The 26,643-nt window shown below is 71.9% G+C and carries 25 protein-coding genes; 13 read left to right on the forward strand and 12 right to left on the reverse strand.

Annotated features, from left to right (window positions below):
• Positions 1-162: 162 nt before the first annotated feature.
• Entirely contained in the window at positions 163-1,467 is a 1,305-nt protein-coding gene (locus tag ACIBCJ_RS19595) for a M14 family zinc carboxypeptidase (RefSeq protein WP_365980033.1), read from the forward strand.
• A 201-nt stretch (positions 1,468-1,668) separates the two neighbouring features.
• On the opposite strand, the gene ACIBCJ_RS19600 is transcribed toward ACIBCJ_RS19595, so the two are convergent.
• Positions 1,669-1,980, reverse strand: coding sequence for a hypothetical protein (locus tag ACIBCJ_RS19600; protein ID WP_365980034.1), 312 nt, complete (start codon positions 1,978-1,980; stop codon positions 1,669-1,671).
• A 553-nt stretch (positions 1,981-2,533) separates the two neighbouring features.
• On the opposite strand from ACIBCJ_RS19600, the gene ACIBCJ_RS19605 reads away from it, so the two are divergent.
• Positions 2,534-2,749 (forward strand): DUF6199 family natural product biosynthesis protein, encoded by a 216-nt coding sequence (locus ACIBCJ_RS19605; protein WP_362104781.1) that lies wholly within the window; start codon positions 2,534-2,536, stop codon positions 2,747-2,749.
• A gap of 125 nt (positions 2,750-2,874) precedes the next feature.
• Positions 2,875-3,753: a hypothetical protein gene (locus ACIBCJ_RS19610; RefSeq protein WP_365980035.1), complete on the forward strand. Its 879-nt coding sequence runs from the start codon at positions 2,875-2,877 to the stop codon at positions 3,751-3,753.
• A 136-nt stretch (positions 3,754-3,889) separates the two neighbouring features.
• Here ACIBCJ_RS19610 and ACIBCJ_RS19615 read toward each other — a convergent pair whose 3' ends face one another.
• Complete coding sequence (locus tag ACIBCJ_RS19615; RefSeq protein WP_365980036.1) at positions 3,890-6,070, reverse strand: DEAD/DEAH box helicase; 2,181 nt, start codon at positions 6,068-6,070, stop codon at positions 3,890-3,892.
• 90 nt (positions 6,071-6,160) lie between these two features.
• On the opposite strand from ACIBCJ_RS19615, the gene ACIBCJ_RS19620 reads away from it, so the two are divergent.
• On the forward strand, positions 6,161-6,553 hold the full coding sequence (locus ACIBCJ_RS19620) for a DNA-binding protein (RefSeq protein WP_365980037.1): 393 nt from the start codon (positions 6,161-6,163) through the stop codon (positions 6,551-6,553).
• A 126-nt stretch (positions 6,554-6,679) separates the two neighbouring features.
• Here the strand turns inward: ACIBCJ_RS19620 and ychF are convergent, their stop codons facing one another.
• Positions 6,680-7,768, reverse strand: a complete 1,089-nt coding sequence (gene ychF, locus ACIBCJ_RS19625) for a redox-regulated ATPase YchF (RefSeq protein WP_133887165.1) — start codon at positions 7,766-7,768, stop codon at positions 6,680-6,682.
• A gap of 184 nt (positions 7,769-7,952) precedes the next feature.
• On the opposite strand from ychF, the gene ACIBCJ_RS19630 reads away from it, so the two are divergent.
• A complete protein-coding gene (locus ACIBCJ_RS19630) occupies positions 7,953-8,543 on the forward strand; it encodes a DUF6542 domain-containing protein (RefSeq protein WP_362104795.1) in 591 nt (196 codons plus the stop codon).
• Positions 8,544-8,553: 10 nt separating this feature from the next.
• Here ACIBCJ_RS19630 and ppgK read toward each other — a convergent pair whose 3' ends face one another.
• Both ppgK and ACIBCJ_RS19640 read right to left on the reverse strand, forming a co-directional pair.
• On the reverse strand, positions 8,554-9,294 hold the full coding sequence (ppgK, locus tag ACIBCJ_RS19635; RefSeq protein ID WP_362509052.1) for a polyphosphate--glucose phosphotransferase: 741 nt from the start codon (positions 9,292-9,294) through the stop codon (positions 8,554-8,556).
• Positions 9,295-9,323: 29 nt separating this feature from the next.
• Positions 9,324-10,349: a 4-hydroxy-3-methylbut-2-enyl diphosphate reductase gene (locus ACIBCJ_RS19640; RefSeq protein ID WP_362104802.1), complete on the reverse strand. Its 1,026-nt coding sequence runs from the start codon at positions 10,347-10,349 to the stop codon at positions 9,324-9,326.
• 104 nt (positions 10,350-10,453) lie between these two features.
• Here ACIBCJ_RS19640 and ACIBCJ_RS19645 point away from each other — a divergent pair, with 104 nt between their 5' ends.
• From ACIBCJ_RS19645 to ACIBCJ_RS19655, 3 genes are read left to right on the forward strand one after another with little or no spacing between them, the layout of a single operon-like run.
• Positions 10,454-11,836, forward strand: a complete 1,383-nt coding sequence (locus tag ACIBCJ_RS19645) for an APC family permease (RefSeq protein WP_362509055.1) — start codon at positions 10,454-10,456, stop codon at positions 11,834-11,836.
• 55 nt (positions 11,837-11,891) lie between these two features.
• Complete coding sequence (xseA, locus tag ACIBCJ_RS19650; RefSeq protein ID WP_362104808.1) at positions 11,892-13,100, forward strand: exodeoxyribonuclease VII large subunit; 1,209 nt, start codon at positions 11,892-11,894, stop codon at positions 13,098-13,100.
• Between the two features lie 9 nt (positions 13,101-13,109).
• Complete coding sequence (locus ACIBCJ_RS19655; protein ID WP_362104811.1) at positions 13,110-13,373, forward strand: exodeoxyribonuclease VII small subunit; 264 nt, start codon at positions 13,110-13,112, stop codon at positions 13,371-13,373.
• A 100-nt stretch (positions 13,374-13,473) separates the two neighbouring features.
• On the opposite strand, the gene ACIBCJ_RS19660 is transcribed toward ACIBCJ_RS19655, so the two are convergent.
• The 4 genes from ACIBCJ_RS19660 to ACIBCJ_RS19675 all read right to left on the reverse strand — a co-directional run bounded on the left by ACIBCJ_RS19660 (position 13,474) and on the right by ACIBCJ_RS19675 (position 18,251).
• Positions 13,474-13,692 (reverse strand): DUF4287 domain-containing protein, encoded by a 219-nt coding sequence (locus ACIBCJ_RS19660; protein WP_362107638.1) that lies wholly within the window; start codon positions 13,690-13,692, stop codon positions 13,474-13,476.
• A gap of 119 nt (positions 13,693-13,811) precedes the next feature.
• Positions 13,812-15,368, reverse strand: coding sequence for a polysaccharide deacetylase family protein (locus tag ACIBCJ_RS19665; protein WP_365980038.1), 1,557 nt, complete (start codon positions 15,366-15,368; stop codon positions 13,812-13,814).
• A gap of 100 nt (positions 15,369-15,468) precedes the next feature.
• Entirely contained in the window at positions 15,469-16,932 is a 1,464-nt protein-coding gene (locus ACIBCJ_RS19670) for a glycosyltransferase family 2 protein (protein ID WP_365980039.1), read from the reverse strand.
• The gene (locus ACIBCJ_RS19675; RefSeq protein WP_399282849.1) at positions 16,929-18,251 is read right to left on the reverse strand and encodes a nucleotide sugar dehydrogenase; all 1,323 of its coding nucleotides are present in this window, start codon (positions 18,249-18,251) and stop codon (positions 16,929-16,931) included. Before ACIBCJ_RS19675 ends, ACIBCJ_RS19670 begins: the two co-directional genes overlap by 4 nt.
• A gap of 224 nt (positions 18,252-18,475) precedes the next feature.
• Here ACIBCJ_RS19675 and ACIBCJ_RS19680 point away from each other — a divergent pair, with 224 nt between their 5' ends.
• On the forward strand, positions 18,476-19,066 hold the full coding sequence (locus ACIBCJ_RS19680) for a malonic semialdehyde reductase (RefSeq protein WP_362107626.1): 591 nt from the start codon (positions 18,476-18,478) through the stop codon (positions 19,064-19,066).
• Between the two features lie 128 nt (positions 19,067-19,194).
• Here ACIBCJ_RS19680 and ACIBCJ_RS19685 read toward each other — a convergent pair whose 3' ends face one another.
• Positions 19,195-19,731 (reverse strand): DUF4245 domain-containing protein, encoded by a 537-nt coding sequence (locus tag ACIBCJ_RS19685; protein ID WP_365980041.1) that lies wholly within the window; start codon positions 19,729-19,731, stop codon positions 19,195-19,197.
• 125 nt (positions 19,732-19,856) lie between these two features.
• Between ACIBCJ_RS19685 and glpX the strand changes: the two genes are divergently transcribed.
• Positions 19,857-20,888, forward strand: a complete 1,032-nt coding sequence (glpX, locus tag ACIBCJ_RS19690) for a class II fructose-bisphosphatase (protein ID WP_365980043.1) — start codon at positions 19,857-19,859, stop codon at positions 20,886-20,888.
• A gap of 259 nt (positions 20,889-21,147) precedes the next feature.
• On the opposite strand, the gene ACIBCJ_RS19695 is transcribed toward glpX, so the two are convergent.
• Together ACIBCJ_RS19695 and ACIBCJ_RS19700 are read right to left on the reverse strand one after the other, a co-directional pair.
• Entirely contained in the window at positions 21,148-21,525 is a 378-nt protein-coding gene (locus ACIBCJ_RS19695) for a WhiB family transcriptional regulator (RefSeq protein ID WP_133887154.1), read from the reverse strand.
• Positions 21,526-21,630: 105 nt separating this feature from the next.
• Entirely contained in the window at positions 21,631-22,311 is a 681-nt protein-coding gene (locus tag ACIBCJ_RS19700) for a DUF1707 domain-containing protein (RefSeq protein ID WP_362107614.1), read from the reverse strand.
• A 191-nt stretch (positions 22,312-22,502) separates the two neighbouring features.
• Between ACIBCJ_RS19700 and ACIBCJ_RS19705 the strand changes: the two genes are divergently transcribed.
• From ACIBCJ_RS19705 to ACIBCJ_RS19715, 3 genes are all read left to right on the forward strand, one after another.
• Positions 22,503-24,179, forward strand: a complete 1,677-nt coding sequence (locus ACIBCJ_RS19705) for a fumarate hydratase (RefSeq protein ID WP_365980044.1) — start codon at positions 22,503-22,505, stop codon at positions 24,177-24,179.
• 141 nt (positions 24,180-24,320) lie between these two features.
• Positions 24,321-25,727, forward strand: a complete 1,407-nt coding sequence (locus ACIBCJ_RS19710) for a class II fumarate hydratase (protein WP_362107608.1) — start codon at positions 24,321-24,323, stop codon at positions 25,725-25,727.
• Positions 25,728-25,815: 88 nt separating this feature from the next.
• On the forward strand, positions 25,816-26,526 hold the full coding sequence (locus ACIBCJ_RS19715; RefSeq protein WP_365980045.1) for a DUF402 domain-containing protein: 711 nt from the start codon (positions 25,816-25,818) through the stop codon (positions 26,524-26,526).
• Positions 26,527-26,643 lie beyond the last annotated feature (117 nt).

The raw sequence follows: 26,643 nt of genomic DNA on the forward strand, positions 1-26,643 counted from the left end.
CTCGCACGCCACCAGCACCACGGTCGCCACGGCCCTCACGGCCGTCACGGCCACCACCGGAAGGAGACGGCATGGCGAACAAGATCGAGATCCGTCCGCTGGACAAGAAGGAGACCACCGGCGACAGCGGTGGCAACGGCGGCGCCTGAGCGGACGCGCCCGATGCACCGCCACCTCACGGTCGCGGAAGTCACCGAGTCGGCGCGGCGGCTGGTCACCCGGTTCCCCGGGTCCGGCCGCCTGCGCCGTATCGGCACGTCCCGGGGCGGCCGGCCGATCCGGATGCTGTCGGTGGGACACGGACCGCGCCACGTCCTGGTGGTGGCCCGGCCGCACCCGGACGAGCCGGTGGGCGGCGCCACGGCGCTGGCGCTCGCGGAGCGGGTCGCAGCCGGTGACCGGCGGTCCCCGGCGACCGATCCCGCCGCCGTCACCTGGGACATCGTCCTGTGCCTCGACCCGGACGGCGCCGCACTGAGCGAGGACGTCGAGGCGGCGACGGCCGGACCCGGCCCCGCCCTGGCCCGCTACTACCGTGCCGCGTTCCGCCCGGTCGCGGCGGAACAGCCGGAGTGGGCTCCGATCGTCGGGCGGCAACTCCCGGAGAGTCGCGCCCTGTTCGACACGATCGACGACCTGCGCCCCGTGCTCCAGGCCTCCCTGCACAACGTCGACGCGGGCGGCACCTGGATCCAGCTGACCCGCGACCTGCCCGGACTCGCCGCGCCCTACGCGGCGGCCGCGGCCGAGGCCGGCGTCCCGGTCCAGCACGGCACGTACGACGCCCTGTACTGGGAGAATCCGGCCCCCGGCATCCACGTCCTGCCGCCGCCGCACAGCACCGCACGGCTGGCGGCCGGGTCCGAGAACATCGGCCGGTCCACCTGGTGCGCGCCCCAGCGGTACGGCGGCGTCACGGCGATCGTCGAGGTACCCCTGTGGGCCACCGGCCCGGCCGACGATCCGTCCCCGCACCCGGACCCCGCCCGGGCCCTGCGCGAGCTGTCCGGGCTGGTCCGCGAGGGCGGTCGGCAGGTCACCGCCGTCCTCGAAAAGGCCCGCGGCTTCCTGCCGACGGCCGAGGACAGTCCACCCAGACGCGTACTGGAGTGGATGGCCGACGACCTGTACGACCTGGTGGCCGACTCCTGGGAGCCCCTCGTCCGGCAGGCGGAGGCGGTACCCCCCGCCCCCGCCTCACCCGCGCTGACGACGGCCGGGATCAGCGCCCTCGAGGTCGTCGCGCGCCGCCAGCCGCTCCGCGCGGCGGGACTGCTGCTGCGGCTCCTGGCGGCGGCCGACGATCCGGCGGCCGCCGGTCTCCACCACGAACTGGACGGGCTCCTCACCGCCTGGTGCACGGAGTTCGAGGAGTCGCTGCGCCTGCGCCCGGTCCCCGTGCCCACCCAGGTGGAGCTCCAGACCCGGGCGGTCGTGGCCGCGGCGGAGTGCGCGCTGGAGCTGTGAGACGGCCCCTCGGCTACGGCGGTGCGGAGACGGGGGTACGGGGAGGGGGCGCGGAGGTGGACCGCAGGACGCCGCCGCCTCCGCCTCCGCCTCCGCCTCCGCAGCACGGTGGAGGCCGTGCCCCGCTCAGCCTTCGGCGACGTGCCCCCTCAGCCGTCGGCGACGTGTCCCGCTCAGCCGTCGGCGACGTGTCCCGGACCGTCAGGCGGCCTGGTCCCACTCGTCGGGCACGTCCTCCTCCCCGTCCTGGTTCGCGGCCTTCTCCCTGGCCCGCAGGCAGGCCCAGGCGACGGCGGCCGCACAGGTGAGGAACCAGGGCAGCGGCCACAGCACCCGCCACCAGTCACCTCGTGGGGCGAGGAGCAGATCGGTGGCGGCGGTGGCCATGCCGGCGGCGAGGCTCCAGCACAGCAGCCGGCCGGCCCGTTGGACGGAACGGGTGAGCCGGTGCGGCGGAACGTGGTGCCGACGGGTGGCCGAGGAGCAGGGCATGCGTCTGCCCGGTGCGCTCATGGGAGGTAGTCCTTCGCGACTGAGTGGTTGCCGCGGGCTGGGGGACCACGCATGCAGGACGGACCAAGTGTGCATTTCGTGAAGTCACGCACGCAGCAGCGTCTCAGCTCCCCCACAGCCTCTGAGACAACTTGACGGCTCAACCGTTCCCCGCCGTGACCAGCGAGAACATCCACTTCCTGGGCCGACGCGGAGTGGCACTGCGGTCTGAACCTGACCGAAAATCAGCCTTCGCGGCCCCCCGAAGGACCGGCAATCGTCACCACCGAGCGATTCCGGTCAGGCCATCCCACCCCTTCACCGGCCGAACGCGGCAACTCTCGCGCCTTTCATGCGCTTTCGCGGTGAATGGCCCGCCCGGTCCCGACGAAGCGGCGGGTCTGATTCCGGCCCGCATGCCCACGCACCCAGCGGGAAAAGCGCGTCGACCGCTTCTCCCCCCGCCGCCCCGTTCAACCCGTCCGACCAGGTCACCGCGGTCGCGGGCGGGAGATTCAACAGGCACCCCAGGGGCAGCCGAACTGCACTGCACCGGCGAGGAGAGGTCCCTTTCATGAGCGTAGTGATCCTGTGCCTGTTCATCGTGATGGCCCTGGTCCAAGTGGTCAGACCACAACTCCTGTGGAGGCTGAACCGGCCCCTCCAGAAGCCGTTCGTGAAGGACTACGACGCCTCGGAGCCCTCCCCTGCGGGCTACACGATGCAGCGGGTCGTGGGAGGGGTCGTACTCGTCGCCGCCATAACCATGCTGGTGGTGGCCCTGAACTAAGAGCCGTTGCCCAAATCCCCTCATATACAGGTGTGTTGGGATTGGTCCGGGGCATCCGGCACATCGTGCGGGCGAGACGACCACGGCCGCAGCTCGTCGAAGGCGATGAGGATATGGGGAGTCACATGCGTGTCAAGCGGACGAAGACCGGTGCGATCGTGCTTTCCGCGCTCATGGGAAGCGTCGTCCTGTCGGGGTGCGGCGGGGACGGTGAGTCCGGGGCCAAGGGGGGCGACGCGTCACCGAGCACGAGCGCGAGCAGGACCACCGGCGCCCGCGAGCAGGGCACGGTGGAGGTGCGCGCGGCCTACGACAAGACGGCCGAAGCCGAGTCGGCACGGATGACCGTGGACATGAAGCTCTCGGCGAAGGGCAGGACGATCACGTCCGACGCCAAGGGCGTCATCGACCTGGCCGAGGGCGACAGCGTCATGACCGTCACGGCGCAGGACAAGAGCATCGAGCAGCGAGTGGTCGAGCAGGTCCTCTACCAGAAGGTTCCCGGTCAGAAGGCTCCCGGCGGCAAGTCCTGGATCAAGATCGACCTGAAGAAGGTGGCCGCGCGGCAAGGGGTGAGCAACCAGCAGATCGGCGACCCCGCGCAGACCGCGGCCTACGCCAAGGCGATCACCGACAAGAACGTCGAGAAGGTCGGCACCGAGAAGATCGACGGAGTCGACACCACGCACTACAGGGTTTCCGTGGACGTCTCCAGGATTCCGGGCGGCGACCAGCTGGCCAAGCAGCTCGGCCCGACGCTGCCCATGCAGGTCTGGCTCGACGACGAGGGCCGCCTCCGGCGCCAGCAGATCGACATGACCGTCAAGGCTCCCGCCTCCGCGTCCGCCGCGCCGGACGGCAGCGGGTCCCCCGAGCAGCTCAAGATGACCACGGTGATGCAGTACTCGGACTTCGGCACCGAGGTCGACGCCGAGGCCCCGCCGGCCGGGCAGGTGGCCGACATGACGGACCAGGCACTGCAGGGCACCGGCACGCAGGGCTGACCTCCCCGCGCGGCGCGCGCCGCACCGCCCGACGGACGAACGAACGGTGCCCTCGCCACGACGAACGGCGAGGGCACCGACCTGCGCCGCTCACCCCTGTCGGCCTGCGGACTTGACTGCGGACCGGAGGACACCCTCACTCGGCCGACATGAGCCTCTCGTCCGTCATACCCAGACGTGCCTGTTCCTCCTCGACGATCCGACGTGCCAGCTCGGTGTCCGACACGTCGACCGCGTCCGGGGTGGCTTCCGCCACGGCGCTGCGGCGGGCATAGGCATCGAACAGGCGCGTCTTGGCTTCCAGCATCTGGACCATGCGTTCGTCCACGCCTCCGGTGGCGAGGAGACGGTGCACGCGAACCGGCCTGATCTGGCCCATGCGGTGGGCCCGGGCCACCGCCTGGTGTTCGATGGTCGGCTTGATCTGGGGTTCGCAGATGACGACTACGGAGGCAGCTTGCATGTTGAGGCCGACGCCCGCTGCCTGGATCTGCCCCAGGAGCACCGCCGGGCCCTGGACACCGGCGAAGTCGTCGACGATCTCTTGGCGACGCTGGGCCGGGACGCCGCCGGTCAGCGGGCCGAACACCGGAGTGGCCCTGGCGGTTCTGGCCGCGAGGGCATCTTTCACCACGCCCAGTACGTCCTTGAAGTTGGAGAAGACCACCGTCTTCTGCCCGTTCTCGCCGGCCTCCTGAACGATCTCCCGGAGCCGGTCCAACTTGGCCGACTTCTCGGGGCGCATGTACGCGGCCCTGCGCATGGCCATGAAGTTGCCCGCGCGCACGGCTTCGCGGTACGCCTCCTCGTCCGAAGCGCTCAGCTCCTCCCACTCGTCGGTCTGCTGAAGGCTCGGGAGTTCCGTCAGCACGTCCTCCTGGTTGCGCCGCAGGTAGACCGGGGCCACCGCCTTGCGGAAGGCGACCGATCCGGCCAACGCGTCCCGTTCACCGAGGGAGTCCGCGACGTTGCCGTCGAGCATCTGGACCAAGTTGCGGAACTCCACGACCCGGTTCTCCATCGGGGTTCCGGTCATGAAGAGGCGGCGCTCACAACGCTCCGTCCACAGGGCGACCGACTGAGACCGCTTGGTCTTCGGGTTCTTCACGGAGTGCGCTTCGTCGACTACCAGCAGCCCGACCTCCCCGCCGCCCGGTGCCGGAAAGCCGCGCAGCGCGTCGAACGTGGTCACCCCGACGCCGCCCCTCCCTTTCCAGTCGGCAAACGCGTAGTGCCGGTCGGGACCATGGAGCACCGCGACGCGCAGGGCGCTGCGGGCCTCGATCTCCCGTGTCCAGTTCACGAGGACGCTCGCCGGGCAGACGACCATGAAGTGACTCTGCCCCTCGGCGGCCAGGTGCGCGAGGACGGCGATCGCCTGGATGGTCTTCCCGAGACCCATCTCGTCGCCGAGTATCACCTTGCGCTGCGCAAGCGCGAACCGTGCGCCGAACGACTGGTATCCGCGCAGGGAAACCCGTCGGTGCGTGTCGTCGAGGTGCTGGGTCCGTACCCGCTCCGCAATCTCATCCGGCAGAAAGCCCTCTGCGGCAGCCGCGTCCGGCTGCCGCCCGGAAATCTCGGCGAGCAGGCTGTAGTACTCGGCGGAGCGGAGTTCGAAGTCCACCCAGGCCGCGACGTCGGACGAGAGCCCCCGGAGCAGGTCCACCGACGCCTGGGCGAACAGCTCCGGCAGGCCGGCCTGCTCCGCCTCGTCCACCAGCGACCGGGTCTCGGCGACCGTCGCCCACGCGCGAGCCTTCTTCTCCCGGCCGGCCAGCAGCATCCGGACCCTTCCTGCGGCGGGCCTGGCGTCGGCCAGCAGCGGACCGAGCTGTTCCGCCAGGACGGTGGCCTTGTCGACCGCACGCTGGGCGTTGGGGCCGGCCTCCACCAGGACATGCAGGGCCATGACGAGCGCAGTGGTGCTCGGTTCCGGCCGGTCCACGTCGATGTGGACGGCCACGGTCTCGTGCACGGCCTCGGAGAGCCGGCGGGCGGCGGCGAGCATCTGGTCGACGGTGCGCTGCCCTACACCGGGAATCTGCCGCAGCCGGTAGGGGCCCGCATCGAGAACACTGCCCACGGTGCGCAGTCCGCTCTTCTCGACGCTCCCCAGCCTCAGCCGCCCTTCGGTGACGTCCTGCAGCCGGGCGACGGGAATGGCGTCGAGCTCCCGCTTCACCGCCGCATCATGGATCGGTTTCAGTGCCGCCCGTACCGCCTCCACTGCCCTTTCATGGTCACCGACCACTGCCTGCGCCGCCTCGTACAGTCGCGTTCCCCTCGCGACTGTGTCCCGCTCGCCACGCCCCACGCTTCCCGCCCCTCTCTGGCCCTCCCCGCATCTTTCCACCGCCCGATCGGGGCCTCGACGGGCAGTCGCAGCTCCCGGGGCCGCCGCCTGATGCCCGGCACCCTCCTGCTCGACAGCGAAGGACTCTCCAAGCTCTGCCGCAAGGACCGCACCGTGGTGGCCCGGGTCCAGCCGGCGTCGGAGGAGGGCGTCCGAGTCGTCACCAGCGCCATGACCACGCTTGAGGCCGACTACGAGCGCATTCACCCGGCCCGCATCAAGTGGGTCCTCTCCCGCGTCGACGTCCACGACGTCACCAAGGAGATCACCGACCGGGCCGCAGTCCTCCTTCGCACCCATCACCTTCACGGCCACAAGTACGCCGTCGATGCCGCTCTCGCCGCCATCGCCCGCAACGCGCCCCAACCGGTCACCGTCGTCACCTCCGACCCCGAGGATCTGACACTCCTTTGCGGTCCTTCCGTGGAGGTCGTCAAGGTCTGAGACCGCGTCGCTGCCACGCCGCCCGGCCAGACGCTCTCACCGCATCGCGGGACCGGGGGATCACTGCGGACACAAAGCTGTGCCCGACCCACCAACAGGAGGGTCGGGCACAGGTACCGACTAGCGTCAGACGTTGAAGCGGAACTCCACCACGTCCCCGTCCTGCATCACGTAGTCCTTGCCCTCCATGCGGGCCTTGCCCTTCGCGCGGGCCTCCGCGACCGATCCCGTTTCGACCAGGTCGCCGTAGGAGATGACCTCGGCCTTGATGAAGCCCTTCTGGAAGTCGGTGTGGATGACACCGGCGGCCTCGGGGGCGGTGGCGCCCTTCTTGATGGTCCACGCGCGGGATTCCTTGGGGCCGGCCGTCAGGTAGGTCTGCAGGCCGAGGGTGCGGAAGCCGACGTGGGCGAGGGTGGCGAGGCCGGGCTCGTCCTGGCCGACGGACTGGAGGAGTTCGAGGGCCTCGTCCTCGTCCAGCTCTGCGAGGTCCGCCTCCAGCTTGGCGTTGAGGAAGATCGCCTCGGCGGGGGCGACCAGGGCCCGCTGCTCGTTCTTGAAGTCGTCGTCGGTCAGCTCGTCCTCGTCGACGTTGAAGACGTAGAGGAACGGCTTCGTCGTCAGGAGGTGCAGGTCGTGGAGCAGCTCGTTGCGCTCGGTGCCCTGGACGATGCCGTGGGCGAAGAGCGTGTCGCCCTTCTCCAGGATCTCCTTGGCCTCCTCGACCGCCTTGACCTTGGGAGCCACGTCCTTCTTGATGCGCGACTCCTTCTGGAGGCGCGGCAGGACCTTCTCGATGGTCTGGAGGTCGGCGAGGATCAGCTCGGTGTTGATCGTCTCGATGTCGTCCTTGGGCGAGACCTTGCCGTCGACGTGCACGACGTTCTCGTCCTTGAAGGCGCGGATGACCTGGCAGATCGCGTCGGACTCGCGAATGTTGGCCAGGAACTTGTTGCCCAGGCCCTCGCCCTCGCTCGCGCCGCGCACGATGCCCGCGATGTCGACGAAGTCGACCGTGGCCGGGAGGACCTTCTCGGAGGAGAAGATCTCGGCCAGTTTCGTCAGGCGGGGGTCGGGGACGCCCACGACGCCGACGTTGGGCTCGATCGTGGCGAACGGGTAGTTGGCCGCGAGCACGTCGTTCTTGGTCAGGGCGTTGAACAGGGTCGACTTGCCGACATTCGGCAGACCGACGATTCCGATCGTGAGCGACACGTTGCGACTTCCCGTACGTGAGATGCGGAGGCTGGAGGGGAGTGACAGGGCCAGGCGTGGGCCGATCCACCAGTCTACGGGGTGTGCCGCGCCGGCCTCGTCCGGAGTCGAACGCTTGGCCAAGGCGCGTCCTACGGCGTGTCTGTCGGGCCGTTCAGCACATAAACCGACCTAAGTTGGTCCAGTGGAGCAACACAGGACGCGACCTGCACAGTACGGACCGCGACGGAACGGGGCGCCGCTGCCCTCGCAGGGCCGGAACGGCGCCGCCGCCGGGCGGCCCCTCGGGCGGCCGGTGAGGCAGCGCACGGTCCCGGCACGACCCGCCCCCGGGCCGGTTTCGCCGGTGGCCGGAGTGGTGCGCGCCCTGCGCGGGATGCCCAACCCACGGCTGACCGGGCTGGGCAGCGGTCTGTTCTGCGCGGCCCTGATGACGCTGCTGGGCTTCGTGGACGAGCTGCTGTTCGGGGCGTCCCTGACCGTGTACGGGGTGCTGTTCGTGCCGGTGAGCCTGCTCACCGCGCTCTGGGTGCGCAGGGGTGACCTGCTGACCGCCCCGGTGGTGGTGCCGATCGCCTTCGCCGTGGGCCTGGTGCCCGTCGCCGACGGCGGGGACGGCCTCGGCGGGCGGCTGATGGGGCTCGTGACCGCGCTGGCCACCGAGGCCGGGTGGCTGTACGGCGGGACGCTGGTCGCCGGGTCGGCGGTCATCGTCCGCCGGATCCGGCTGGTGCGGCGACGACGGGCCGCCGCGCGCAACCGCCCCGCGGTGTGACGGGCGGTGCTCAGCCGGCGGCGTGCATCGCCGCCCCCACGATCCCCGCGTTGTTCTGGAGCTGAGCGGGGACGATCTCCGCCCGGATGCCCTCGACGTGGGGCAGGAACTTGTGGGCCTTGCGGCTGACCCCGCCGCCGATGACGAACAGCTCGGGCGAGAACAGCATCTCGACGTGGGCGAGGTACTTCTGGACGCGGTGGGCCCAGTGCTCCCACGACATGTCGTGGTCCTCCTTGACCTTGCTGGAGGCCCGCTTCTCCGCGTCGTGCCCGTCCAGCTCCAGATGGCCCAGCTCGGTGTTGGGGACGAGGACCCCGTCGGTGAAGACCGCGCTGCCGATGCCGGTGCCGAAGGTGAGCAGGACGACGGTGCCCTTGCGGCCGCGGCCGGCCCCGAAGCGCATCTCGGCGACGCCCGCCGCGTCCGCGTCGTTGACGACCGTCACGTCCAGTCCGCCCAGCCGCTCGCTGAACAGGGCGCGCGCGTCGGTGTCGACCCAGCTCTTGTCGACGTTGGCCGCGGTGCGCACCATGGCGCCGCTCGTGACCACGCCCGGGAAGGTGAGACCGACCGGGCCGGTCCAGCCGAAGTGCTCCACGACCTCCTTGACCCCGTCGGCCACGCCGTCGGGGGTCGCCGGGTGCGGGGTCAGCACCTTGCAGCGCTCCTGGGTCAGGTCGCCCCTGTCGAGGTCCACAGGGGCGCCCTTGATACCGGATCCGCCGATGTCCACGCCGAAGATCTGCATGGCCCCACGTTACGACGGACGACTGACGGTCACGCCCCGGGCGTACCCGCCGTGCCCGAGCCGCCCCGCTCCGCCACCAGGGACGCCGCCTCCTCGCGCAGGTCGCGGCGCAGCTCCTTGGGGAGGGAGAAGGTGATCGACTCCTCGGCGGCCTTGACGATCTCCACGTCCTCGAAGCCGCGCTGCGAGAGCCACTCGAGGACCTGCTCGACCAGCACCTCGGGGACGGAGGCGCCGGAGGTGACGCCGACCGTGGTGACGCCGTCCAGCCAGGTCTCGTCGATCTCGTCGGCGAAGTCCACCAGGTACGCCGCGCGGGAGCCGGCCTGCTTGGCGACCTCGACGAGGCGCTTGGAGTTGGAGGAGTTGCGGGAGCCGACGACGATCACCAGGTCGGCCTCGGCGCCCATCTGCTTCACCGCGAGCTGGCGGTTCTGCGTGGCGTAGCAGATGTCGTCGCTCGGCGGGGAGATGAGCTGCGGGAACTTGTCCTTGAGCGCGTCGACGGTCTCCATGGTCTCGTCGACGGAGAGGGTGGTCTGGGAGAGCCAGACCACCTTCGACGGGTCGCGGACCTCGACCTTCGCGGCGTCCTCGGGTCCGTCGACGAGCTGGATGTGGTCGGGGGCCTCGCCGGAGGTGCCGATGACCTCCTCGTGGCCCTCGTGGCCGATCAGCAGGATGTCGTAGTCGTCGTTCGCGAAACGTACGGCTTCCTTGTGGACCTTGGTGACCAGCGGGCAGGTGGCGTCGATGGTGGCGAGCCGGCCGCGCTCGGCCTCCTCGTGGACGACGGGGGCCACGCCGTGCGCGGAGAACATCACGATGTTCCCCTCGGGCACCTCCTCCGTCCGCTCGACGAAGATCGCGCCCTTCTTCTCCAGGGTCTGGACGACGTACTTGTTGTGGACGATCTCGTGGCGGACGTACACCGGAGCCCCGTACTGCTCCAGGGCTTTCTCGACGGCGATCACGGCGCGGTCCACACCCGCGCAGTAGCCACGGGGGGCGGCGAGCAGGACACGGCGGCCAGGCGAAGCAGTCATGGCACCCATCGTAAGGCCGCGTTCGGCGGGTCAAAGATCGCGTGGGTGCGGCGTTGCCGGGGAGACTGGCGGGAACGTCTGGAGACGGAGTCCGAGGCGCAGGCGGAGGAACGATGTCGCAGAACGGTACGACGGCCCCGGGGGCCGGTGAGCAGCAGCAGCTGAGGCGCAGCCTGGGCTTCAGGGACCTGGTCGTCTACGGGCTGCTGTTCATCGCGCCCATGGCGCCGGTCGGCGTGTTCGGCACGCTGGACGCCAAGTCCCACGGTGCGGTGGCCCTGGTCTACGTCGTCGCCACGGTCGCCATGGCGTTCACCGCGTTCAGCTACGCCCAGATGGTGCGGGTGGTCCCCCAGGCGGGGTCGGTGTTCGCCTACGCGCGCGCGGGGCTCGGCGACGGGGCCGGGTTCGTCGCGGGCTGGATGGCGATGCTGGACTACATCCTCATCCCGGCGGTGGCCTACCTGTTCTCCGGCATCGCGATGGAGGCGCTGGTCCCCGAGGTGTCGCGGTGGGTGTGGACGGCGATCGCGGTGGTCGTCACGACGCTGCTGAACCTGTGGGGGGTGCGGACGGCGGCCCGGGTGGGCTTCCTGGTGCTCGCCATGGAGATCGTCGTCCTGCTCGTCTTCGTGGCCACGGCGATCGTGGTCCTGGCGCAGGACGGGGCCGAGCGGGACTGGCTGTCGCCGCTGTCCGGGGACGGCACGCAGGGGGCGTTCGCGCTGTCGGCGGTGGTCGGCGCGGTGTCGGTGGCGGTGCTGTCGTACCTGGGCTTCGACGCGATCGCCACGTTCGCGGAGGAGGTCACCGGAGGGTCGGCGAAGGTCGCGCGGGCGCTGCTGTTCTGCCTGGCGCTGGCCGGTGTGCTGTTCGTGGCGCAGACCTACCTGGTGGCGCTGCTGGAGCCGGTGTCGTCGGCGCGGCTGGCGGCGGAGCCGGAGCTTCAGGGGTCGGCGTTCTACGACGCCGTGGACGCCTCGGTGGGCACGTGGCTGCACGACCTGGTGGCGGTGAGCAAGGCGATCGGCGCGGCGTTCGCGGCGCTGGCCGGGCAGGCGGCGGCCGGGCGGCTGCTGTTCGCGATGGGCCGCGACCGGCGGCTGCCGGGCGTGCTGGCCCGGACGGACGCCGGAGTGCCGCGGGTGGCGCTGCTGGCGTCGGCGGTGATCACGATGGCGGCGGCGGTGTGGGCGGCCCGCCGGGACGACGGCCTCGACCACCTGGTCTCGGTAGTCGACGTCGGCGCGCTGACCGCGTTCACGCTGCTGCACGCGAGCGTGGTGGGCTGGTTCGCGGTCCGGCGCCGAGGGGGGCCGGTGAGCTGGTGGCGGCACCTGCTGGTGCCGGTGCTGGGCGCGGCGATCACCATCGCGGTGATCGTGGAGGCGTCGGGGACCGCTCAGGTGGTCGGGGCGGTCTGGCTGGTGGTGGGTCTGCTGGTGCTGGCGGTGCAGTGGAGGGGCCGCAGGGACGCGGACCCGGCGGGCGTGTGACGGGGGACCGACGCGCGGGGCCGGATTGTCGGACCCGGCCGTTACGCTCGGGCGCATGGCTGCCAACTCGACCCCCGAAAGCCCCCTGCCCGTGGGCGAGGTGTCCCGGCTGATCGGGGGCTGGATCGACCGGCTCGGCGCGGTGTGGGTCGAGGGGCAGATCACGCAGTTGTCGCGGCGGCCGGGCGCCGGTGTGGTGTTCCTGACGCTGCGCGACCCGTCGTACGACATCTCCGTGAGCGTGACCTGCTACCGGCAGGTGTTCGACGCCGTGGCGGACGTGGTGGGCGAGGGCGCCCGGGTGGTCGTGCACGCCAAGCCGGAGTGGTACGCGCCGCGGGGGCAGCTGTCGCTGCGGGCCGCCGAGATCAAGCCGGTGGGCGTCGGCGAGCTGCTGGCCCGTCTGGAGCAGCTGAAGAAGTCCCTCGCGCGCGAGGGACTGTTCGCGGCGGAGCGGAAGAAGCCGCTGCCGTTCCTGCCGCAGCTGATCGGCCTGGTGTGCGGGCGGGCCTCGGCGGCCGAGCGGGACGTCCTGGAGAACGCCCGGCACCGCTGGCCCGCCGTCCGCTTCGAGGTGCGCAACGTCCCCGTGCAGGGGGTGCACGCGGTGCCGCAGGTGGTGCAGGCGGTGAAGGAGCTGGACGCGATCGACGACGTCGACGTGATCGTCGTCGCGCGCGGCGGGGGCAGCGTCGAGGACCTGCTGCCGTTCTCCGACGAGCAGCTGGTGCGGGCGGTCGCCCAGTGCCGTACGCCGGTCGTCTCGGCGATCGGCCACGAGCCGGACAGCCCCCTGCTCGACCTGGTCGCCGACCTGCGCGCCTCCACGCCGACCGACGCCGCGAAGAAGGTGGTGCCGGACGTCGGCGAGGAGTACGAGCGGGTGCGCCTGCTGCGCGACCGCGCCCGGCGCTGTGTGGCGGCGTTCGTCGACCGTGAGGAGCGGGGGCTGGCGCACGCGCTGGCCCGGCCGTCGATACAGGATCCGCACCGGATGATCGAGGAGCGGGCCGAGCAGGTGACGGCGCTGCTCGACCGGGGCCGCCGTGCCCTGCGCCACCACCTCGACCGGGCCGACTCCGAGCTGACGCACACGCACGCGCGCGTGGTGGCCCTCTCCCCCGCCGCGACGCTCAAGCGCGGGTACGCCGTGCTGCAGCGGGCCGACGGCCACGCGGTCCGGGACCCCGGCGAGGTGGAGCCGGGCGAGACCCTGCGTGCGCGGGTCTCCGAGGGCGATTTCTCCGTACGAGTCGACGCATAGGGTGGGTGGATGACCAGCGAGGTGGAGCAGCCGACGGCGATGTCCGAGGCGCTCGGGTACGAGCAGGCGCGGGACGAGCTGATCGAGGTCGTCCGGCGGCTGGAGGCCGGCGGTACGACGCTGGAGGAGTCCCTCGCCCTGTGGGAGCGGGGCGAGGAGCTGGCGAAGGTCTGCCGCCGCCGGCTGGACGGCGCCCGGGCCCGCCTGGACGCGGCGCTGGCCGAGGAGGAGGCGGACGCGGAGGACACGGCCGCCGGCGGGGACACCCCCTAGCGGGTCTCGTTCGGATCTTGCCGCGGTCGCGGGGTCCGGGGTCGGCGACGAGGGACCGCTTCCCGGAGCCGGCCTGATCCGAACGACACCCCCTAGCCCTCTAGCCCTCCTTCGCCGTGTCCTCGGCCAGGGTGTGCGCGACGAGCGCGTTGGCGTGCCCGTGGCCCAGGCCGTGTTCGGTCTTGAGCCAGGTGACCAGTTCCATGTGCTTGGTGAGCGGCGAGGACCGGACGAGGTCCTTCCACTCCGCGACCGGGCGGCCGTACTTCTTCTCGATGGACGGGAAGTAGGAGGCCGGGCCCTTCACGGTGGCGGTCATGTCGATGGGCTCCTTGTGTGCGAGGCGGCGAGGGTGCCGAGGTACGGGTCCGCGTGGTGTTGTGCCCTTGTAGACCGCGGCCGGCGCGAGAACTGATCGCCGACCGCCTGTGATGCACGTCACCCGACCTTCAGCGAGGTGAAGCGGGGCCACTGCCGCTCCGGCCCGTCGTTGTGCACGCTGAGCGCGAAACCGCCGGCGCTCTCCGTGGCCGGCCACCGGCCCGCGCGGACCGTCGTACAGGGTTCGCCGTCGACGCTCACCCGCACCCGCCGCGGGGTCACCGAGACGGTGATCCGGTGGGTGGCGGAGGGGTCGAGCCGGCAGCCGCGCCGGTCGCCGGTGTCCTTCCGGCCGTCCGTGGCGAGGCTCGCCGTGTTGCGGCCCACGGAGAGCGACACCGGATGCTCACTGCCCGCCCGCAAGGTGATGCCGGCACTGTTGGAGGTGCCGTGCAGACCGCCGACGGTGGCCCGCAGGCGGTAGTCGGTCCACCCCGCGGTGCCGAGCGGGCGGTAGTCGGCCGACGCGTGCGCGGTGCCGCCGCGGGGACGGCGGTCGCCCGTGAGCAGTCCGAGGGCGAGCTGCTCGGTGTCGCCGGTCGCCTGCCAGTGCCCCGGGTGGGACAGCGGCCGGTCGACGTCCCGCGGCGCCACCGGGGCCCAGCGGGCCAGCTCGCGCAGCAGTCCGGCCGGGTCGGTGTCCCGGGTGACCTCCAGGCGCTGCACCTGGCCGACGGCGACGGCGTGCGGTCCGGCGGGCAGCGGCCGTGCCGGATTGTTGGTGAAGGTGGCCGTGAAACGCTTGCGCAGCATGGACCGCAGGGCCTCGGCGTCGCGCTCGTCCAGGTTGGACTGGTCCAGCCGTTCCGAGAAGGGGTAGGCGAAGAGCCGCGGGCGGGGCAGGTCGTGCGCGAGGAGGTCGCGGATCGACCGGTCGAGGTCGGCCGCGATCCGGCGCCGGTACTCGGCGGAGGTCTCCACGCGCCCCTCGTCCGCGAGCCACAGCCGGTTGGTGAACACCGAGCGCTCGTGTCCCGCGGCGTCCACCGCGGCACGTTCGTGGCTGAGGTGGGTGTGGGCCTGGAAGTCCCAGCGTCCGGACCGCGCCATCCGTCCGACCTCGGCCCAGGAGAGGTAGTACGGCCGGTGGGTGCCCACCTGCCCGGTGATCAGGTAGGCGGCCGCCTTCATCCCGTACCTGGCCAGGACCGGGTCGGCGTGCGTCCACAGTCCGTGGGTGCCGTCGTCGAAGGTGAGGTGGACGGTGCGCGGTCCCGGGGTGCGGCCGGTGCGCAGGAAGTCGGTGAACTCCCGGGTGGACAGGGTGCGGTAGCCGGCGTCGCGCAGGGCGCGCAGCTGTGCGTCGAAGTGCTCCAGCGAGACGGTGTAGCGACTCCGGTCGTCCGGACCGATGTCGTGGTAGGCGAGGACGACCGGCGCGCTCGCGGCGGGCGCCGGTTTCGCGTCGGCGTCGGCGCCGGGGCCGCCGGGCGCGGGCGGCGCGGTCTGGTCGGCCACCGCCCGGCGCAGGGCGTCGTACTGCCAGGCGGCGGTGAAGGGCAGGGCCACGGCGGCCGCCGTGAGCAGTCCGAGGGCGGCGCGCAGCAGCGGTCGCCCGTCCCGGAGCCGGCTGGACCGGAGGAGCCGGTGTCCGCTGGAACCGTCGCTTTTCACATCCACCGTCCCCGGGTGACGACGAACAGGTAGACCAGGGCTACGGCGGCACAGGTGAGGCCGACGGCGAGCGAGCGGCCCAGCCCGCGCAGCAGGACTCTCATGCGGCACTCCTCGTCCAGACGCCGCGGCGCAGCGTGAGCAGGGCGTACGGCAGCAGCCAGGCCAGTACGCAGCAGGACAGCAGGCTCATCAGGGGGCGGTAGCGCCAGGCGCGGTCCCCGGGGTGGTCGATCCGGTAGGCGAGGCCCCAGACGCAGCCCTTGAGGACGACGCCGCCCAGGTACAGCAGGGTCAGCAGGCCGGCCAGGTGCAGCGGGGCCCACAGCAGGTGCCGTACGACCAGGGCGGGTGCCGCGATCACCCACAGGGCGTGGCCGTAGTAGAGGGCGGCGGCGGCCGGGCCCCGGCGCCACATGAAGCGGCCGGTGAAGAAGAGGTTCCTGATGAAGCTCTTCTTCCAGCGGACCTGCTGGCGCAGGAAGGAGCCGGGGCGGGACGGGACCCGGGTCCACACGCGGGCCGCCCGGGTGTAGCCGACCTCCCAGCGCCGCTCGGGGTAGTCGTGGTCGCGGACGAAGGGGGAGTCGGCGTGCCGGTCCTTGAGGGCGCGGCCGTGCCAGGCCTGGCCCAGGACGTAGCCGGTGAGCTGGCGGTCGGTGGCGAAGCGGAAGGGGGCCCCGAGGAAGCGGTCCTCGGCCCAGGCGGGCAGGTAGTTCCAGACCGCCTCGCGACGGAAGGCGGCGAGTGGTCCGGAGACGCAGGTGACCGACCCGAAGGCGGCTTCGGCGGCCTTGCTGATCCGGAACTGTCCCTCGTACCAGATGTCCTGGACCCGGGCCAGCAGGCCGGCGTCGGTGTTGAGCGCCCGGCAGTGTCCGCCGACCGCGCCCAGCTCCGGGTGCCGCACCAGGGCGGCGACGCAGTGCCGTACGGAGTCCGGCGCGACGACGCAGTCGGAGTCGGTGAACAGCAGCACGTCCCCGTCGGCGACGGCGCAGGCGCGGACCAGCGCGCCCTTCTTGCCGAGGTTCTCCGCCAGCCGGATCACGGTGAGCGGCAGTTCCCCGGCGAGGCGTTCCAGTACGTCGGGCGTGCCGTCGTCGGAGGCGTCGTCGACCACGATCAGCTGGACGTCGGGGTAGTCCACGGCGGCCATGGAGCGCACGCAGTCCTCGATGTGCGCGCGTTCGTTGCGCACGGCCAGCAGGAAGCTCACCCGGGGCCGCGCGGGCAGGGGCGGAAAGGCCTCGGCGTGGCGGGGGCGGCTGCGCAGCGGGCGCAGGGCGGGGTCGTCGTAGTGGCTGTAGGCGACGTGCAGGAGGCAGACGGTGCCGGACAGGACGGCCAGGCCGTAGAGGGTGAGCGGGTCGAAGGCGTGCGGCAGGCGTACGGCGCTGCGCGCCAGCAGCAGCAGGAGCGGCAGCAGGGCGAGGACGGTGAGCAGCCGTACGACGTCGCGGCGGACGCCGGGGGCGAGGCCGTCGAGGCGGGCGCCGAGCCGGTGGCGGGCGCCGGCGCGCAGCGGGGTGACCGGCCCGTGGCCGGGGCGCAGGACGGTCATGCGGTGGCCTCCGCCGCGGGAGGGACGCCGGTCCCGGCCCGTGCCGCCGCCCGGGCGAGGGGGCCGCGCTCGCGGGTGTCCAGGACGGGCGGGGCGTCGGCGGCGCACAGCCAGGTCAGGTCGTGCACGGGGTGGACGGTGTTGAGGACGACCAGGTCCCAGGGGCGGGTGTGCGGGTCCGGCACGTGGTGCAGCGCGTCGGTGCCGACACGGAGCGACGGCACCAGGGGATCGCAGTAGGCGACGTGCGCGCCGGCCCGGGTCAGCCCGGCGAGGATCTCCAGGGCGGGGCTCTCCCGGACGTCGGCCACGCCCTCCTTGTAGGCGACGCCGATCAGCAGGACGCGGGCGCTCCGGGCGGGGACGGCGGAGGCCGCCAGCAGGTCGAGGGCGCGTTCGGTGATCCGCGCGGGCCTGTCGCTGTTGGCGGCGAGGGCGGTGGCGACCAGCGGCGCCTGCTGCCGCATCCTGCCCAGCTGCCAGAGCAGGTAGTGCGGGTCGCACGGGATGCAGTGACCCCCCACACCGGGGCCGGGATAGAAGGGCATGAAACCGTACGGCTTGGTCGCCGCGGCCTCGATCACCGGCACCGGCGCCAGCCCGAGCGAGTGGCAGGCGTCGGCGAGTTCGTTGGCCAGGGCGATGTTGACGGCGCGGTAGGTGTTCTCCCAGAGCTTGGCCATCTCGGCGGTCTCGGGGTCGGGGACCGTCCGGACGACGGAGGCGGTCGGCGCCAGCAGCTCCGCGGCGGCGCGACTGCTGCGCGGTCCGGCGCCGCCGACCAGGCGCGGGGTGCGTTCGGGGGTGTGGTGCTCGTTGCCGGGGTCGATCCGCTCGGGGGCGAAGGCCACGTACACGTCCTCGTCGGCGGTGAGCCCGCGGGCCCGCAGCGGTTCGACCAGGAGGTCACGGGTGGTGCCGACGTAGCTGGTGGAGGTGAGCACGATCAGCTGGCCGGGCACGGCGTGTTCCACCACCGAGGCGCAGGCGGCGGACAGCGCGGTGAGGTCGGGCTCGCGCCGGGCGTCGACGGGGGTCGGCACACAGATGACCACGGCGTCGGCGCCACGCACCGCCGAGGCGTCCGAGGTGAGCCGGAAGCGGTCGCCGGCCGAGGCGCAGGCGAGCTGCGCGTGGTGCAGCGGCAGCAGGTCCACGGCACCGCGTGCGATGTCCCGCAGCCGGCCGGGGCTGCTGTCGACGCCGACGACGGTGGCGCCCGCGTCGGAGAGGGCGAGTGCGGTGGGCAGTCCGACATAGCCGAGTCCCACGACCGCGACGGTCGGTCCGGATACGTGATGGTCCGCGCTGTTCGGCATGAATTTCACATCGTCATATAGACGCAGTTCGCCTTGGCCCCGCCGTCCCGACACACGGGGCGCCGCACTCGCCAGACCCCCTTCACTCCGGCGGCGGTGTGAAGCGGATCACCACCCTCCCGTTTTGGTTGAATGTTGAACTTCCTTGCCGTAGTGTCGTGCCCGTCAACGGCTCCCGGACCCACGGGACGCGGAGCCGACGCACCCCCCGAGAAAGATCACGCATGTCTCTCGTTCTTGACCCCGCCGCCCAGGACCTGCTCTTCCGCGAGGCCCGCACCGCGAACACCTTCACCGACGAGCCGGTGACCGAGGAGCAGGTGCAGGCGATCTACGACCTGGTCAAGTACGGCCCGACCGCCTTCAACCAGTCGCCGCTGCGCATCACGCTGGTCCGCTCCCCCGAGGCCCGCGAGCGCCTGGTGGCGCACATGGCCGAGGGCAACCGGCCCAAGACCGCCACCGCCCCGCTGGTCGCGATCCTCTCGGCGGACAACGAGTTCCACGAGGAGCTGCCGCAGCTCTTCCCGCACTTCCCCGCCGCGAAGGACGCCTTCTTCAGCGAGCGCCCGGTGCGCGAGGGCGCCGCCACGCTGAACGCCGCCCTTCAGGCCGCGTACTTCATCGTCGGCGTCCGCGCCGCCGGCCTGGCCGCCGGACCGATGACCGGCTTCGACTTCGAGGGCGTGCGCAAGGAGTTCCTGGACGACGACCACACCCCGCTGATGGTCGTCAACATCGGCCGCCCGGGCCCGGACGCCTGGTTCCCGCGCTCCCCGCGCCTGGCCTACGACCAGGTCGTCACCACGGTCTGAGCACCGCGGTCCGCGCGCCGGGGTCCTCCGGGACCCGCGCACGTCTCGAAGCCCCCGGTCACGCACCGGGGGCTTCGTCATGCCCGCGGGGACGGCCCCGCGCAGAACCGTGCGGGTACGGCGCCGGCTCAGGCCAGCTTCAGCGCCGCGGCCATGCTGCCCAGCTGCTCGAACGACCCGGTGCCGGCGACGACCGTCGTCGCGCCCTTCACGCCGTCGGTGTCCCGCAGCACCAGGGCCTCGTACCGGCCACCCGTGTAGCGGGTCCAGGTCCGGCCGCCGATCTCCTCGGTGGTCCCGGTCCTGCGCCCGCCCTGGCTGGCCTCCTCGATGAAGTCGTCCGGCTTCCGCGTCGACTGCTCCACGGCCACGTACTCACCGTCGGGCGCGTGGTAGCCCAGGTGCCAGGAATCGCCCTCGGTGCCGCGGTAGCGGACGGAGGTCGGCTTCCACTCCTCGGCCAGCCCCTCGGGCGCCGCCACCGGGTACGGCGCGGCGCGGCGCGCGGTGGTCAGCTCGACCGTGTAGTCGACCCGCTTGAGGTCGGGCCCGCCGTCGTCGTCGTGCGGGATGAAGAGATACATGACCAGTCCCGCGAGAACGATGACCCCCAGGGAGAGGACCATGTCCCGGGCCGTCTTCTGCTTGCCGTTCGTACCTGCCACGCCCCCATCGTCGCAGGTCCCTCATGTGCTCATACGTGGGGTCCCCTGCTCATTTTGTCGGACTGACGATAGAGTCGTGGCCACACCCTCATCCGGCCGTCGTCGTATCAGAAAGGTGCGTTCCGATGACCGAGCATCATCTCCCCTCCGAGCTGGACGTCCCCTCCGAGGCCCCCGACCGCAACCTCGCCATGGAGCTGGTGCGGGTCACCGAGGCCGCGGCGATGGCCGCCGGCCGCTGGGTCGGGCGCGGTGACAAGAACGGCGCCGACGGTGCCGCCGTGCGCGCCATGCGCACCCTCGTCCACACCGTCTCGATGAACGGCGTCGTCGTCATCGGCGAGGGCGAGAAGGACGAAGCCCCGATGCTCTTCAACGGGGAGCGGGTCGGGGACGGGACCGGCGCCGAGGTCGACATCGCCGTCGACCCGATCGACGGCACCACGCTGACCGCCAACGGCATGACCAACGCGATCGCGGTGCTGGCCGCCGCCGAGCGCGGCTCCATGTTCGACCCGTCCGCGGTCTTCTACATGGACAAGCTGGTCACCGGCCCCGAGGCCGCCGACTTCGTCGACATCAACGCGCCCGTGGCCGTGAACGTCCGCCGGATCGCCAAGGCCAAGCGCCGCACGCCCGAGGACGTCACCGTCGTCATCCTCGACCGCCCCCGGCACCAGGGCCTGATCAAGGAGGTCCGGGAGACCGGCGCCCGGATCAAGCTGATCTCCGACGGCGACGTGGCCGGCTCCATCCTGGCCCTGCGCGAGGGCACGGGCATCGACCTGCTGCTCGGCATCGGCGGCACGCCGGAGGGCATCATCTCGGCCTGCGCCGTGAAGTGCCTGGGCGGCACCATCCAGGGCAAGCTGTGGCCCAAGGACGACGAGGAGCGGCAGCGGGCGGTGGACGCCGGGCACGATCTGGACCGGGTGCTGACCACCGACGACCTGGTCTCCGGGGACAACGTCTTCTTCGTCGCCACCGGCATCACCGACGGCGAGCTGCTGCGCGGGGTGCGCTACCGGTCGGAGACGGCGACGACCGACTCGATCGTGATGCGGTCCAAGTCGGGCACGGTGCGGCGGATCGACTCCGAGCACCGGCTGAGCAAGCTGCGGGCGTACAGCGCGGTGGATTTCGACCGGGCGAAGTGACTCCGTCGGTTTCGCGGGGCGCCTCTTGAGCTGGGGGCGCCTTTCGCAAGGCGGGTGCGGGTGCGTCGTGGCTTGTCGCGCAGTTCCCCGCGCCCCTTGGGCGGCTGCGCTCCCCGGCGTCAGAAAGTTGCCGCCCGCCGCGCCCACGGGGCGGAGCCGCAGATCGGGCACAGCCCCGCGCCCCCCGGGTCGGCGGCGGCCCCCGGCGTCGAAAGGGCACCCTCGGTGCGGAGAGGGTGCCCTTTCGGTCGCCTGAGGTCTAGCCGGCCGCGGCTATGCGGCCCGTCTGGCGGGCGGCGTTCTTGAGTTCCACCTCGCGGCGGCGGCGCCGGGCCAGGACCACGCGGCGCTCGGCGGCGGTGAGGCCGCCCCAGACGCCGTAGGGCTCGGGTTGCAGCAGGGCGTGCTCGCGGCACTCGACCATGACCGGACAGCGCGCGCAGACCCGCTTCGCCGCCTCTTCGCGGGAGAGCCGGGCGGCGGTCGGTTCCTTGGAGGGGGCGAAGAACAGTCCGGCCTCGTCGCGCCGGCACACCGCCTCGGTGTGCCACGGAGCGTCTTGGTCCCTGTCCCGCACGGGCCCCCGCTGGGCCGGAACGGCAGCTACCTGCAGGGACGAATGCGGCGGTTGCAGCACGGGTCTACTCCTGACGACGGCTTCGCTAGCGAGAGACGATGCGTCAAGGCTTACCCGTTGTACGCGTGCCTATGCACTGAGTCCCCGACCGCCGGCGGTGCCGCGCTACAGGTGCTTGCGCATCCCCTTCTCGACGCGGCGGTGCACCCGGTCGAGGATGTCCGCGACGATCTTGCCGCGCCTCGGGCGCACCTCGACGCTGCCGAGAACGGCCCAGCCGTCGACGTACACGACGGGGGCCTCGGCCTCGGCGGAGTCGTGGGTGTGGACCTCGAAGCTGCCGAGGACGCAGCCCCCGGCACCGCGCACCGACACGTTCTCCGGGACCCGGACCTCGACGCTGCCGAAGACGGAGAACGCCTTGACGACGACCTGCTGGTACTCGAAGACCGCCTCGCTGAGGTCGATCTCGACGCTGCCGAAGACCGCGTAGGCGTGGATGCGGCGGTTCGCCCGCCAGCGGCCCTTGCGGACGGCGCTGCTGAAGACCGCCACCACGTTCTCGTCGGGTTCCGCGGGGACGGCGCCCGGGGTGGGCCGGCTGGGCGCCGGGGCGGCGGGCTCCCGGTCCCGGTGGGCGGCGGGCAGGTCGCGCACGAAGACGTCCAGCTCGCCGACGGTCTTGGCGGCCAGCACGCCCTCGACGCGCTCGGCGTGCTCGTCGGCGGTGAGCCGCCCCTCGGCGAGGGCTTCGCGCAGCATGTCGGCGACACGGTCGCGGTCGGCGTCCGAGGCGCGCAGCTCGGAGGTACGCGGGACGGCTGGGGCGTGCTTGTGAAGGTCCACCGCCGTAGCGTACCGAAACGCGATAGATCGCGACCAGCCCTGTGGACGACCTTGTCGAGGACGGGCGGCGGCCGACTGAGCCTTACCTCACAAGCCCGGCGCCGCGGCCAGGTTCTACGCTGGTTGGCGCTGCCGATGGAGGCCAGCCGTCGTTGCTGAGGAATCCAGCCGCGCGTGATGTCGAGTGAGGAATGGGCGAGATGCCTGAGTTCGCGTACACCGATCTGCTCCCCCAGGGTGAGGACACCACTCCGTACCGGCTGGTGACCGCCGAGGGCGTGTCCACCTTCGAGGCCGACGGGCGGACCTTCCTCAAGGTGGAGCCGGAGGCGCTGCGCAAGCTGGCCGAAGAGGCGATCCACGACATCCAGCACTACCTGCGCCCGGCGCACCTGGCGCAGCTGCGCCGCATCATCGACGACCCGGAGGCGTCCGGCAACGACAAGTTCGTGGCGCTCGACCTGCTGAAGAACGCGAACATCGCGGCGGCAGGCGTGCTGCCGATGTGCCAGGACACCGGCACGGCGATCGTCATGGGCAAGCGCGGACAGAACGTGCTGACGGCGGGCGGCGACGAGGAGGCACTCAGCCGCGGCATCTACGACGCCTACCAGAACCTGAACCTGCGGTACTCGCAGATGGCTCCGCTCACCATGTGGGAGGAGAAGAACACCGGCTCCAACCTCCCGGCCCAGATCGAGCTGTACGCGACCGACGGCGGCGCCTACAAGTTCCTGTTCATGGCGAAGGGCGGCGGCTCGGCCAACAAGTCCTTCCTCTACCAGGAGACGAAGGCCGTCCTGAACGAGTCCTCCATGATGAAGTTCCTGGAGGAGAAGATCCGCTCGCTCGGCACGGCCGCCTGCCCGCCGTACCACCTGGCGATCGTGGTCGGCGGCACGTCGGCCGAGTACGCGCTGAAGACCGCGAAGTACGCCTCCGCGCACTACCTGGACGAGATCCCGGCCGAGGGTTCGGCGCTCGGGCACGGCTTCCGGGACAAGGAGCTGGAGGAGAAGGTCTTCGAGCTGACCCAGAAGATCGGCATCGGCGCGCAGTTCGGCGGGAAGTACTTCTGCCACGACGTGCGCGTGGTGCGGCTGCCCCGGCACGGGGCGTCCTGCCCGGTCGCCATCGCCGTGTCGTGCTCGGCCGACCGGCAGGCCGTCGCGAAGATCACCGCCGAGGGCGTCTTCCTGGAGGAGCTGGAGACCGACCCGGCGCGCTTCCTGCCGGAGACGACGGACGAGCACCTCGACGAGTCCGGCGACGTCGTGAAGATCGACCTGAACCAGCCGATGGACGCGATCCTCGCCGAGCTGGCCAGGCACCCGGTCAAGACCCGGCTCTCGCTGACCGGTCCGCTGGTCGTGGCCCGCGACATCGCGCACGCCAAGATCAAGGAGCGGCTGGACGCGGGCGAGGAGATGCCCCAGTACCTGAAGGACCACCCGGTGTACTACGCGGGCCCCGCGAAGACGCCGGAGGGCTACGCCTCGGGTTCCTTCGGCCCGACCACCGCCGGGCGCATGGACTCCTACGTGGAGCAGTTCCAGGCGGCGGGCGGCTCCAAGGTGATGCTGGCCAAGGGCAACCGCAGCAAGCAGGTCACCGACGCCTGCGACGCGCACGGCGGCTTCTACCTCGGCTCGATCGGCGGCCCGGCGGCCCGGCTCGCGCAGGACTGCATCAAGAAGGTCGAGGTCGTCGAGTACGAGGAACTCGGCATGGAGGCGGTCTGGAAGATCGAGGTCGAGGACTTCCCGGCGTTCATCGTCGTGGACGACAAGGGCAACGACTTCTTCCAGGACCCGGCCCCCGCACCCACGTTCACGACGATCCCGGTACGGGGCCCCGGGCTGGCCTGACACCCCCCGCGACGCGTGAGGCGGCCCCCACCCGGCGACGGGGTGGGGGCCGCCCGCGTGTGGCGGTACGGCGCGGGTCGGCCCGTACGGACGGGGAATAGGTACGTCCGACCCTGTGCTGATCTTCCTGGAGGTACGACGATGACGACGAGCGGAACCGACGACACCGACTACCGGGTCGAGCACGACTCCATGGGCGAGGTCCGGGTCCCCGCCCACGCCAAGTGGCGGGCGCAGACGCAGCGTGCGGTGGAGAACTTCCCCGTCTCCGGGCAGCGCATCGAGCGCGCGCACATCGAGGCGCTCGCGCGGATCAAGGGCGCGGCCGCCAAGGTCAACGCCGAGCTGGGCGTGCTCGACCAGGACGTCGCCGCCGCGATCCGGGAGGCGGCCGGCGAGGTCGCCGAGGGGAAGTGGGACGAGCACTTCCCCGTCGACGTGTTCCAAACGGGGTCGGGGACCTCGTCCAACATGAACGCCAACGAGGTCATCGCCACCCTGGCCGGTGAGCGGCTCGGCCGTGACGTGCACCCCAACGACCACGTCAACGCCTCCCAGTCGTCCAACGACGTCTTCCCGTCCTCGATCCACATCGCCGCGACCGCCGCCGTCACCCGGGACCTGGTCCCGGCCCTCGACCACCTCGCCGGCGCCCTGGAGCGCAAGGCGGCGGAGTTCGCCGACGTGGTGAAGTCGGGGCGTACGCACCTGATGGACGCCACGCCGGTCACGCTGGGCCAGGAGTTCGGCGGGTACGCCGCCCAGGTGCGGTACGGCATCGAGCGGCTGGAGGCGTCGCTCCCCCGCCTCGCCGAGCTGCCGCTGGGCGGCACCGCCGTCGGCACCGGCATCAACACCCCGCCCGGTTTCTCCGCCGCCGTCATCGAGGAGGTGGCCCGGGTGACCGGGCTGCCGCTGACCGAGGCGCGCGACCACTTCGAGGCGCAGGGCGCCCGGGACGGCATCGTCGAGACGAGCGGACAGCTGCGGACCATCGGCGTCGGCCTGACGAAGATCGCCAACGACCTGCGGTGGATGGCGTCCGGGCCGCGCACCGGACTCGCGGAGATCGCGCTCCCCGACCTCCAGCCCGGGTCGTCCATCATGCCCGGCAAGGTCAACCCGGTGATCCCCGAGGCGGTCCTCATGGTCGCCGCCCAGGTCACCGGCAACGACGCGACGGTCGCCGCCGCCGGAGCGGCCGGCAACTTCGAGCTGAACGTGATGCTGCCGGTCATCGCCAAGAACGTGCTGGAGTCGGTGCGGCTGCTGGCCAACGTCTCCCGGCTGCTGGCCGACCGGACCGTGGACGGCATCGTCGCGCACCGCGAGCGGGCCCGCGAGTACGCCGAGTCGTCCCCCTCCGTCGTCACGCCGCTCAACAAGTACATCGGGTACGAGGAGGCCGCCAGGGTCGCCAAGAAGGCGCTGGCCGAGCGGAAGACGATCCGTCAGGTCGTCCTGGAGGGCGGGTACGTCGACCGCGGCGACCTCACGCACGAGCAGCTGGACGAGGCGCTGGACGTGCTGCGGATGACCCGTCCGTGAGGGTCGCCGGCCGGGCCCGGGGCGGGGACCGGTGGGCGCTGCGGCGATCGGCGGCGCGCCGCGTGGCCACGGCACCTAATATCTCCGCATGACAGACGGTGAAGCGGTGAGCGCGACGGCGGGACGGGGAGCGGACGGTCCGGCGGGCCCGGTGGACTTCTGGGCGCCCGGCAGCCGGATCCTGTGGCGGTACCGGGAGAACGGCGGTCCGCACGTGCACATCGCCCGTCCGGTCACCGTGGTGCGGGACGACGCCGAACTGCTCGCCGTGTGGCTGGCGCCCGGCACCGAGTGCGTGAAGCCGGTCCTCGTCGACGGCACTCCCGTGCACCTGGAGCCGCTGGCCTCGCGCTACACCAAGCCGCGCACGGTGCAGCGCGACCGGTGGTTCGGCACGGGCGTGCTGAAGCTGGCGCGGCCCGGTGAGGCCTGGTCGGTGTGGCTGTTCTGGGACCCGGGCTGGCGGTTCAAGAACTGGTACGTGAACCTGGAGCAGCCGCTGACCCGGTGGGAGGGCGGGGTCGACTCCGAGGACCACTTCCTGGACATCTCCGTGCACCCGGACCGTACCTGGCACTGGCGGGACGAGGACGAGTTCGCGCAGGCGCAGCGGGACCGGCTGATGGACCCGGCGCAGGCCGAGCGGGTGCGCCGGGCGGGCCGCGCCGCGGTCGCGGAGATCCGTGCCTGGGGTTCGCCGTTCGCCGACGGCTGGGAGGACTGGCGGCCCGATCCGGCGTGGCCGGTACCGCCCCTGCCGGCCGACTGGGATCGCACGCCCGCGCACGTCTCCTCGTGAGACCCTTGAAGTGCCCCCCGGCAGGAAACGTAGGATCGTCCTCCGCAACGAGCGCGGCAGCGGCAACCTGCGGAGTGTGCACTGTGCTTGACCGATCGTCACCGAGGGGCGGCAGGA

This window comes from Streptomyces sp. NPDC051136 (genome assembly GCF_044455745.1).
GTDB lineage: Bacteria > Actinomycetota > Actinomycetes > Streptomycetales > Streptomycetaceae > Streptomyces.

What these genes read in the sequence shown, in the direction of transcription:
- ACIBCJ_RS19710 (WP_362107608.1), top strand. Translation starts at nt 24,321, where the DNA reads ATGACGACGAGCGGAACCGACGACACCGACTACCGGGTCGAGCACGAC.
- ACIBCJ_RS19675 (WP_399282849.1), bottom strand. Translation starts at nt 18,251, where the DNA reads ATGCCGAACAGCGCGGACCATCACGTATCCGGACCGACCGTCGCGGTC.
- ACIBCJ_RS19680 (WP_362107626.1), top strand. Translation starts at nt 18,476, where the DNA reads ATGTCTCTCGTTCTTGACCCCGCCGCCCAGGACCTGCTCTTCCGCGAG.
- ppgK (WP_362509052.1), bottom strand. Translation starts at nt 9,294, where the DNA reads ATGCAGATCTTCGGCGTGGACATCGGCGGATCCGGTATCAAGGGCGCC.
- ACIBCJ_RS19605 (WP_362104781.1), top strand. Translation starts at nt 2,534, where the DNA reads ATGAGCGTAGTGATCCTGTGCCTGTTCATCGTGATGGCCCTGGTCCAA.
- ACIBCJ_RS19715 (WP_365980045.1), top strand. Translation starts at nt 25,816, where the DNA reads ATGACAGACGGTGAAGCGGTGAGCGCGACGGCGGGACGGGGAGCGGAC.
- ACIBCJ_RS19620 (WP_365980037.1), top strand. Translation starts at nt 6,161, where the DNA reads ATGCCCGGCACCCTCCTGCTCGACAGCGAAGGACTCTCCAAGCTCTGC.
- ACIBCJ_RS19660 (WP_362107638.1), bottom strand. Translation starts at nt 13,692, where the DNA reads ATGACCGCCACCGTGAAGGGCCCGGCCTCCTACTTCCCGTCCATCGAG.
- ACIBCJ_RS19600 (WP_365980034.1), bottom strand. Translation starts at nt 1,980, where the DNA reads ATGAGCGCACCGGGCAGACGCATGCCCTGCTCCTCGGCCACCCGTCGG.
- ACIBCJ_RS19595 (WP_365980033.1), top strand. Translation starts at nt 163, where the DNA reads ATGCACCGCCACCTCACGGTCGCGGAAGTCACCGAGTCGGCGCGGCGG.
- ACIBCJ_RS19670 (WP_365980039.1), bottom strand. Translation starts at nt 16,932, where the DNA reads ATGACCGTCCTGCGCCCCGGCCACGGGCCGGTCACCCCGCTGCGCGCC.
- ACIBCJ_RS19705 (WP_365980044.1), top strand. Translation starts at nt 22,503, where the DNA reads ATGGGCGAGATGCCTGAGTTCGCGTACACCGATCTGCTCCCCCAGGGT.
- ACIBCJ_RS19610 (WP_365980035.1), top strand. Translation starts at nt 2,875, where the DNA reads ATGCGTGTCAAGCGGACGAAGACCGGTGCGATCGTGCTTTCCGCGCTC.
- ACIBCJ_RS19655 (WP_362104811.1), top strand. Translation starts at nt 13,110, where the DNA reads ATGACCAGCGAGGTGGAGCAGCCGACGGCGATGTCCGAGGCGCTCGGG.
- ACIBCJ_RS19640 (WP_362104802.1), bottom strand. Translation starts at nt 10,349, where the DNA reads ATGGGTGCCATGACTGCTTCGCCTGGCCGCCGTGTCCTGCTCGCCGCC.
- ACIBCJ_RS19645 (WP_362509055.1), top strand. Translation starts at nt 10,454, where the DNA reads ATGTCGCAGAACGGTACGACGGCCCCGGGGGCCGGTGAGCAGCAGCAG.
- xseA (WP_362104808.1), top strand. Translation starts at nt 11,892, where the DNA reads ATGGCTGCCAACTCGACCCCCGAAAGCCCCCTGCCCGTGGGCGAGGTG.
- glpX (WP_365980043.1), top strand. Translation starts at nt 19,857, where the DNA reads ATGACCGAGCATCATCTCCCCTCCGAGCTGGACGTCCCCTCCGAGGCC.